Annotated in this window: 8 protein-coding genes; 3 read left to right on the plus strand and 5 right to left on the minus strand. The window is 59.5% G+C overall.

What is annotated here, in order from left to right; genetic code table 11:
- The 4 genes from BUB54_RS19215 to BUB54_RS19230 form a co-directional block, all read right to left on the minus strand.
- On the minus strand, positions 1-539 hold a 539-nt coding region (locus BUB54_RS19215), incomplete at its 3' end, for a fumarylacetoacetate hydrolase family protein (RefSeq protein ID WP_073211358.1).
- Positions 540-551: 12 nt separating this feature from the next.
- Positions 552-1478, minus strand: a complete 927-nt coding sequence (locus BUB54_RS19220; RefSeq protein WP_048879944.1) for a dihydrodipicolinate synthase family protein — start codon at positions 1476-1478, stop codon at positions 552-554.
- On the minus strand, positions 1468-2445 hold the full coding sequence (locus BUB54_RS19225; RefSeq protein ID WP_048879945.1) for a 2-hydroxyacid dehydrogenase: 978 nt from the start codon (positions 2443-2445) through the stop codon (positions 1468-1470). The genes BUB54_RS19220 and BUB54_RS19225 overlap by 11 nt, the downstream gene beginning before the upstream one ends.
- Before the next feature lie 18 nt (positions 2446-2463).
- A complete protein-coding gene (locus BUB54_RS19230) occupies positions 2464-4182 on the minus strand; it encodes an IlvD/Edd family dehydratase (protein WP_048879946.1) in 1719 nt (572 codons plus the stop codon).
- Positions 4183-4300: 118 nt separating this feature from the next.
- Here BUB54_RS19230 and BUB54_RS19235 point away from each other — a divergent pair, with 118 nt between their 5' ends.
- Complete coding sequence (locus BUB54_RS19235) at positions 4301-5164, plus strand: LysR substrate-binding domain-containing protein (RefSeq protein ID WP_048879947.1); 864 nt, start codon at positions 4301-4303, stop codon at positions 5162-5164.
- 89 nt (positions 5165-5253) lie between these two features.
- Here BUB54_RS19235 and BUB54_RS19240 read toward each other — a convergent pair whose 3' ends face one another.
- On the minus strand, positions 5254-6039 hold the full coding sequence (locus BUB54_RS19240; RefSeq protein WP_048879948.1) for an SDR family oxidoreductase: 786 nt from the start codon (positions 6037-6039) through the stop codon (positions 5254-5256).
- Positions 6040-6439: 400 nt separating this feature from the next.
- Here BUB54_RS19240 and BUB54_RS19245 point away from each other — a divergent pair, with 400 nt between their 5' ends.
- Both BUB54_RS19245 and BUB54_RS19250 read left to right on the plus strand, forming a co-directional pair.
- Complete coding sequence (locus BUB54_RS19245; protein WP_048879949.1) at positions 6440-7036, plus strand: TetR/AcrR family transcriptional regulator; 597 nt, start codon at positions 6440-6442, stop codon at positions 7034-7036.
- A complete protein-coding gene (locus BUB54_RS19250) occupies positions 7011-7985 on the plus strand; it encodes an NAD-dependent epimerase/dehydratase family protein (protein WP_048879950.1) in 975 nt (324 codons plus the stop codon). Before BUB54_RS19245 ends, BUB54_RS19250 begins: the two co-directional genes overlap by 26 nt.
- Positions 7986-8226 lie beyond the last annotated feature (241 nt).

Raw genomic sequence — 8226 nt, forward strand, 5'->3', positions numbered from 1 at the left:
ATATCCGGCACCGGCCAGATCTGGTCCGCGAGATCCCCTTCCTGCCGGATCTGCCCGTTCACGCTAAGCGCAATGCGCCCGGCGGCCGGGTGGCCAACCGCACTGGCCGGGGCAATGGCGCCAATGGGGGCGGATGCGTCGAACCCCTTGCTTAAATCCCACGGGCGGCGGAGCCCCTTGGCTTCATCCTGCAAATCCCGCCGGGTCAGATCGATGCCGATGGAATAGCCGAATACATGGGACAACGCCTGTGCTGGGCTGATCTCCTGACCTCCCGTACCGATGGCGACCACAAGCTCGATCTCATGATGCAGGTTTTTCGTCTGGCTGGGATAAGGCGTGTCCTGCCCGGCGGGCACCAACGCATCCGCGGGTTTAGTGAAGAAAAAAGGCGGCTCGCGGGTCGGGTCATTACCCATCTCGCGCGCATGGGCGGCGTAATTGCGGCCTACACAGAAGATTCGACGTACGGGAAACAGGCGACCATCGGTAACCGGCACGGTCACGGGTGGCGGCGGCGCGAATACGAAATCAGGCATCTTCAATTCCCTTTACAAACTGGCACGCGGGTCGCGGCATGCGACGCGGCTAAGCAGATAGTCAATTTCCGCGCGCGCTGTGTTGCTGAGCTGCGCACCCGGCTTGCGCTGCGCGTCATAGGCGATAGCACCGCGTTTCTTCAGCACATATTTACGGGCGGCAAGGCCAATACCCTGCTGCTGCTCATAGCGGATGAGCGGCAGATGCGCGTCGAATAAATCATGCGCCTTGTCCCGCTCGCCCGCCTGCATCAGCTTTACGGTCTCCACCAGCATATCAGGGAAGGCATAGCCAGTCATCGCACCATCGGCGCCGCGCTCCATCTCAAAATCCAGGAACAGTCCGCCATTGCCGGTGAGGATGGAAAGCGGGCGAAGCGTGCCCTCCTTCTGGAAAGCGCGCAGGGTGGAAATTTTTTCCAGCCCCGGCCAATCCTCGTGTTTGAGCATCACACAGGAAGGATGCGCCATGACAATCTCGCGCAGCACCTTCGGGGTCATCTGCACGCTGAGCGTCAGCGGGTAATCCTGAATCACGAAGGGAATATCATCACCAATCACTTCCACCGCCTGCGCGTAATAAGTGAGTATCTGCTCATCCGTGCGCAGATGGGGCGGTGGGGCGATCATCACACCCGCCGCCCCCAGTTCCATCACGCCACACGCTAAGCTGCGCATGGCGGTGAAGCCCGGCGCCGAAACGCCGACAATCACCGGCACACTGGCACGGGCGATGATCTGGCGGGAGACAGCAAGCGCCTCCTCAGGTTCCAGCTTCTGCGCCTCGCCCATGATGCCGAGGATGGTAAGTCCTGCGACACCGCAGTCCAGGTAGAAATCTGTCAGGCTGTCGATGGAGGCGCGGTCCAGCGCACCATCCGGCAAAAATGGTGTGGCAGCGATGGAGAACACACCGCTGGCGGTGGCATCAAGCAACATTGGCGCCCACCTCCCAGGGTGTTTCCGACACGGGCGTGACTGGCCCCTTACCAGCGAACCAGGCGCGGACATTATCTATGACAAGATTGCCCATCAGCCGGCGGGTGTGGTGCGTGCCGGTGCCGACATGCGGGGTAAGCACGACATTCTTCATCTCGCGTAGCGCCTGCGGCACGCTTGGCTCGTGCGCGAACACGTCAAGCCCGGCGCCCAGAATTGTGCCATCCCGCAAGGCGGCGATCAGCGCCTCCTCATCCGCCACAGAGCCGCGCGCGACATTGACCAGGATTCCGTTGGGGCCGAGCTTTTTAAGAACCTGCCCGTTCACCGCATGATGCGTGGCGGACCCGCCCGGCAGCACCACGATCAGCACGTCCACCGCCTCAGCCAAGGCTTCCAGGCTGGAATGATATTCATATGGCAAACCGTCCCGCGGCGTACGGGCGTAATATGCTATTGGCCGCTCGAACGCCTGCAGGCGTCTAGCGATCACTTGGCCAATACGCCCCAACCCGGCAATGCCGATCTTGCGGTCGCGCAGCGAGGCGGTGAGCGGAAACGCCCCGCTCCGCTCCCAGTTGCCGGCGCGCAGATAGGCGTCCGATTGTGGGATCTCGCGGATGGTTGCCAGCATCAGCCCGACCGTGAAATCCGCCATCTCGTCATTCAGCACATCCGGCGTATTGGTCACCACCACGCCGCGTGAAGCCGCCGCCGCGCAATCAATGGAATCATACCCTACACCGTAATTAGCGATGAGCTGCAGCCTAGGCAGTTCCGCGATCAGTCTAGCATCGGTGCGCATGCGGCCACGGGTGATAAGGCCCGTGATCTCTGCCGCATGCGCGGGCATGATCTCTTCCAAAGGCTGCTTATTCGTACTGAAGATTTCAAAATCCCGTGCCAACTCGTCTTCTACGCGCGGCTCCATATTGCCGATGCTGAGAATCTTGGGTCTTGCACTCATGCTTGTCTGCCTCACTCGTCAATCAGTGGTGCCATCTTGGCCATTCCGGCGCAAGAAGTCGAAATCGCAGCCTTCGTCGGCCTGCAGCACTGCGGTCTCATAAAGCCGTGCATAGCCGCGCCGGGGCAGCTCACGGCGCGGCGTAGTCTCCCACGCGGCTCTACGGCGGGAAAACTCAGCTTCATCCACCAGCAATTCCAAGCGGCGACGCGGCACGTCCAGCATGATCTGGTCGCCGCTTTGTACCCACGCCAACGGCCCCCCTACGGAAGCCTCCGGCGCGATATGCAGCACGATGGTGCCAAAGGCAGTGCCGGACATACGGGCATCGGAGATCCGCACCATGTCCTTCACCCCCGCACGGGCGAGCTTCATGGGAATGGGCAAATAGCCAGCCTCCGGCATGCCCGGCGCTCCCTTGGGTCCGGCATTACGGAGCACCAGAATGTCATCCGCCTTCACGTCCAGATCAGGATCGTCGATGCGGTTGGTGAGATCCTCCACGGAATCGAACACCACGGCGCGACCGGTATGGGTCATCAACTCGGGCGAGGCGGCCGATTGCTTGATGACGGCGCCAAGAGGCGCGAGATTGCCCTGCAAAACCGCCATCGCGCCTTGCGCTTTCAAAGGCTCGGCGAAGCTGTAGATCACCTGCTGCCCCGGCACGTCCTCGGCAGCCTCGATCGCATCGCCCAGCGTGCCACCCGCAACATTTGGTGTGGAGAGGTCGAGATGCAGCTTCAGCTCCCGCATCAAGGCAGGCAGGCCGCCAGCGTGGTGAAAATGCTCCATGTAATGCGCGCCGGAGGGTTTTAGGTTAAGCAACGTCGGGATCTCCCTGCCCAGCCGGTCGAACTCATCCATGTCCAGCTTCACACCAGCCCGCCCGGCAATGGCAGTGAGGTGAATAAGCCCGTTGGTGGAGCCGCCAATGGCCTGCAGCACCACCATGGCGTTGCGCAGCGAAGCCGGGGTGATGAGTTGGGAGGGAATGGGGCCGCCGCTCACTGCCATTTCCGCAGCCCGCCTGCCACTGGCCTCGGCAATGCGGCGCCTGTCCGCATGGGTGGCAGGGGCTGCGGCGCTCATCGGTAGTGCCAAGCCCAGAGCTTCTACAATGCATGCCATGGTGCTGGCCGTACCCATTACCATGCAGGTGCCAACTGAAGGCGCCAGCCGGCCGCTGATCTGCTCGATCTCAGCTTCGCCAATCTTGTCTGCCCGGTGCTGGCCCCAAAGACGGCGGCAATCCGTGCAGGCGCCCAGCACCTCTCCTTTGTGGTGGCCCACGACCATCGGGCCGGTCTGCACCACGACCGTCGGCAGGTCAGCGCTAGCAGCGGCCATCAACTGGGCGGGGATGGTCTTATCGCACCCGCCTATTACCACCGCCGCGTCCATCGGCTGGGCACGGATCATTTCCTCCGTGTCCATGGACATCAAATTGCGCAGGAACATGGAGGTTGGGTGAGCGAAGCTCTCGCCAATGGAGATGGTGGGAAACACCATAGGCAGCGCCCCCGCCAACATCACGCCACGCTTCACGGCGTCAATCAGGTCCGGCACATTTCCGTGACAGGGATTATAGTCGCTAAACGTGTCGGTAATGCCGACGATGGGACGTGCCAGCGCGTCATCTGAATAGCCCATCGCCTTGATGAATGCCTTGCGCAGAAACAAGGAGAATCCCGCATCTCCATAACTGGTGAGACCTTTCCGCAAGCCTGTGGCCATTTCCGCTATCCTTGCTGCTGCCGGCGCTACGGGCCGGATTTTTCAGCGTCACCTTAACGCTGTCAAAAATCAAAAAAATATAGCCTTTCCTATATTCAGATGATAATTTTTGTTTTGTATGGATACGCAATTCCTAGAAAGCTTCGTGATGGTGGTGGAGCATGGCTCGGTGGCCGAGGCAGCGCGGCGACTTAACCTAACCGCCGCCGCCGTAACACAGCGCATCCGCGCTTTGGAGGGCGAGATCGGCACGGCGCTCATTAGCCGCTCCGGCCGGAACATGCGCCCTACAGAGGCCGGAGCCGCGGTCCTCGCTCAGGCGAAGCAGCTTCTGCGCAGCGTACGGGACATGAGAGCGACCGCCAACGAGCAGGACTATAGCGGTGAATTGAGTCTGGGGGCCATCACTAGCGCGCTAACCGGTATATTACCGCCCATCCTGGCCCGGTTGGCGGAAAAATACGTACAGATGACGCTGTTCATCGACCCCGGCACGTCGGCTGAGCTCTATCGCAAGGTGGCTGAAGGCGAATTGGACGCAGCGGTAATGGTGGAGCCGCCCTTCGCTCTACCCAAGACCTGCAGTTGGACCACTTGGCGCGAGGAAGCGCTGGTGGTTCTAACGCATGAGGGGGTGCGCCAGAACGACCCACATAAGATCCTCACCAGCGAACCGCTGATACGCTACGATCGGCGGCAATGGGGTGGACGTTTGGCAGAAACCTACATGCAACAGGAGAACATCCGCCCGCGCGACCGGTATGAACTGGACTCACTGGAAGCCATTGCCGTGCTGGTGGACCGCAGGCTTGGCGTTTCCCTGGTGCCAGACTGGGCGCCGCCCTGGCCCGCCGGGCTAACACTGCGCAAGATCGCGTTGCCCAAGCCGTTCCCGAAACGGCGCATCGGCGTGCTGTGGCGGCGGGATTCCGCGCGCAATCGACTGATCCAGGTGCTTCTGGCAGAAGCGGAAACACCATGAAAAGCGGGCCCGTCCGGAATGGATGGGCCCACAGGTTTTGCCAAAGCCTACGGAAGAGAGACCGGCCTTGGCGGTTTAGGTGCCCCCGGTCAGATGCTGGCGATGAGCCCACCATCAATGCGAATTACCGAGCCGGTAATATACCCTGCCCGCTCACTGGCCAAGAATGTCACTGCGTCCCCATACTCTTCCGGATTGCCATAGCGGCCTACGGGAATACTGCCAGTGCTCTCGGCCATCACATCCTCTACCGTGCGTCCTTCACGCTTAGCCTTGGCCTCGTCTAGGAACCTGATCCGGTCCGTGGCGATACGGCCGGGTAGGATGATGTTGGCGGTAATACCATCCCGCCCCACTTCCCGCGCCAGGGTTTTCGACCACCCCACCAAAGACAACCGCAGCGCATTGGAAATGCCGAGATTGGGAATGGGTACAACCACGCCCGAAGAGGTGCTGGTGATGATGCGCCCCCATCCCCTGGCCCGCATACCCGGCAATACCCGGTCGGTGATGGTGATGACGGACAACACCATGGACTGAAAATGCCTAGCCCATACCTCCGGAGCTTGCCCACCGGCTGGCGTGGGCGGCGGCCCACCAGTATTATTGACCAGAATATCTACGGGGCCCAGTTTAGCCTCGACTTCGGAAACATGCGCATCGATCGACGAAAGATCGGCAATATCCCAAGTTAAGCCCAAAGATTTCACACCTGTGCTAGCAATGACCGCCTGCGTCTCAGAGACGGCTCCGGGCTCGATATCGCCGACGGCGATGTTCGCCCCCTCCCCCGCTAGTCCCTTGGAGATGGCGCGCCCCAGTCCGCCACCTCCGCCAAGCACGAGGGCTGTTTTCCCCTTAAGATCAAAATCCATCGGTTATTCCAAATTTCATTTTCTGTTTCATTGTCAGCTTAGGAAGCGGATCTTAAACAATGACAGATCAAGAAAAACCTACGCTGACGTTGGTTCACACAGCAGTTTTTCTTGGTTCTAAGTGGATGCATTCCGGCACATAGGCATTTCAAATTGCGATATTCAGCGTCACCTTCGGGCATTTTTTCAGGCGGGACTTCCAGCCTATTTGACTGGAGATAAAAGAACTTAGACGTCCTCTAGACTAGGGTTTCAGCGCCACCGCACCAAATCAGAAGTGGTCGGCAAACATTGCCTCCATCCTCACCGGGCGGTCGAGCCGTTGAATTTTACCGCTGAGCGGCACCAGAAATATAACACCGCTATAGACGCTGTAGTATATCGATGCTATACGCTAGCCATGGATACACGAACTTCTCTACTCAATGCCGCCTTGAAGGTTCTGGAAGATGACGGGGAGGCGCAGTTTTCGACGCGCAAAATCTGCGCGATCGCGAATGTGACCGCGCCCACCCTTTATCACCACTATGGTAGCGCCGATGGGCTTCTGAGTGCGGCGATCGGGGATGCCTTCAGGCAGTTTCTCGAAGGAAAGAAGTCAGCGACCCAATCCACCGATCCTGTGGAGGCGCTGCGCGAGGGCTGGGACGATTATGTCCGCTTCGCAGCTTCCCGCCCTAGGCTGTATGCGGCGATGATGAGCAGAGTCCTGGATGGAGCCGTGCTTCCTGCCGTCGAAGAAGCTTTTGCGCTCCTTATCGAACGTATCGATGCAATTTCTGCCGAGGAACAGCTTGCACCGACCGTCGAGATGGCTGCCGACCTCATGTGGGCGTCAGCGAGCGCTGCGTCCCTACTGCATGTCACGGCCAGACTGCGCAAGGTGCCGCCTCCCGATGCCAAAGTCCTCAGGCAGATCCGCGAGAGTGCCTTGCGGTCCATTCTGAAACCAAACAAAAAGGTGGGGCCACATGAAGATTCTCGTCACGGGAGGTAGCGGCATGCTTGGCAGTCGCCTGATCCCAAAACTCGTGGAAGATGGCCACGAGATTTTCGCTCTTGCCCGCTCCGCATTGTCTCGTACCAAACTGAACAAGATAAATGCGACGCCAGTCCACGCCGATCTCGGCAGTTGCACTCGACTGACACTACCAGAGATCGACGCAGTTGTGCATGCGGCCGCCTTGTTCCGCTTTTCAGGGCCGCGTGCACCATTTTTCCGTACCAATGTCGATGGCACCAGCACGCTGCTGAAGGCGGCCGAGGCCGCCGGCGCACAGAGTTTTATTTATATCAGCGCCGCGGGGATTATCATGGACAATAGCGGCACGCCGATCCAAAATGCCGATGAAAATTGGCCCACCTTTCCAAACCATTTCTCTGCCTATCTCGCGAGCAAGGCGCGGGCCGAAGCGCTAGTTCTGGCGGCCGACAAACCCGAATTTCGCACGATCGCACTTCGTCCGCCGGCGATCTGGGGACCAGGTGATCCATTCAGCGGCGGGCTTCCTGGCGCTATAAAGTCCGGACGGTTCGCCTTCGTCGACGATGGCGACTATCCGTTCGCAACTTGCCATGTAGATAATGTGATTGAAGCTATACAATGCGCACTCGATCGCGGCGATGGTGGCAGCGCTTTCTTCATCTCAGATCAGGACAAGCAGACTTTCCGCGAGTTCACCGCTTCACTCGCGAGCTTGCAGGGGCTCTCCATCGAAAAGCTGCGTTCGATGCCCTACTGGCTTGCTGCGACCGCCGGTCGTATGTTCGACACGATTTGGACCCTGAGACGGAAGGATAGCGATCCCCCAATCTCGCGCTCGATGATTCGAATGATCGGGCGGGAGTTTAGCATCGACGATTCCGCCGCTCGCCGTGAGTTGTCCTATGTCGGGAAAACTTCCCGCGCCGCCGGTTTGCAAAGCTACGGAGAATTTTCGGCCTGACAATAGGGGGCAGGGGGACAATAATAACTAGCTGTCTAGTTGCGGAACATCATTGGGATGGTAATCCCCCCTGAAATTAACTATCCGATTCACACAATTCCTGCTGCTATTCGCGCGCCGTATTTGATTTCATGATATCGCTGGAAACCGCGTGAGAGTGTGACGGGGCCGGGCTTGCCATAATAGCCGGTCCAGGCACCGAGGCGGGCGATTATCCATGCGGCGAAAGCCAGTGTATCGG

Origin of the sequence: Acidocella aminolytica 101 = DSM 11237 (assembly GCF_900129125.1) — a bacterium.
GTDB lineage: Bacteria > Pseudomonadota > Alphaproteobacteria > Acetobacterales > Acetobacteraceae > Acidocella > Acidocella aminolytica.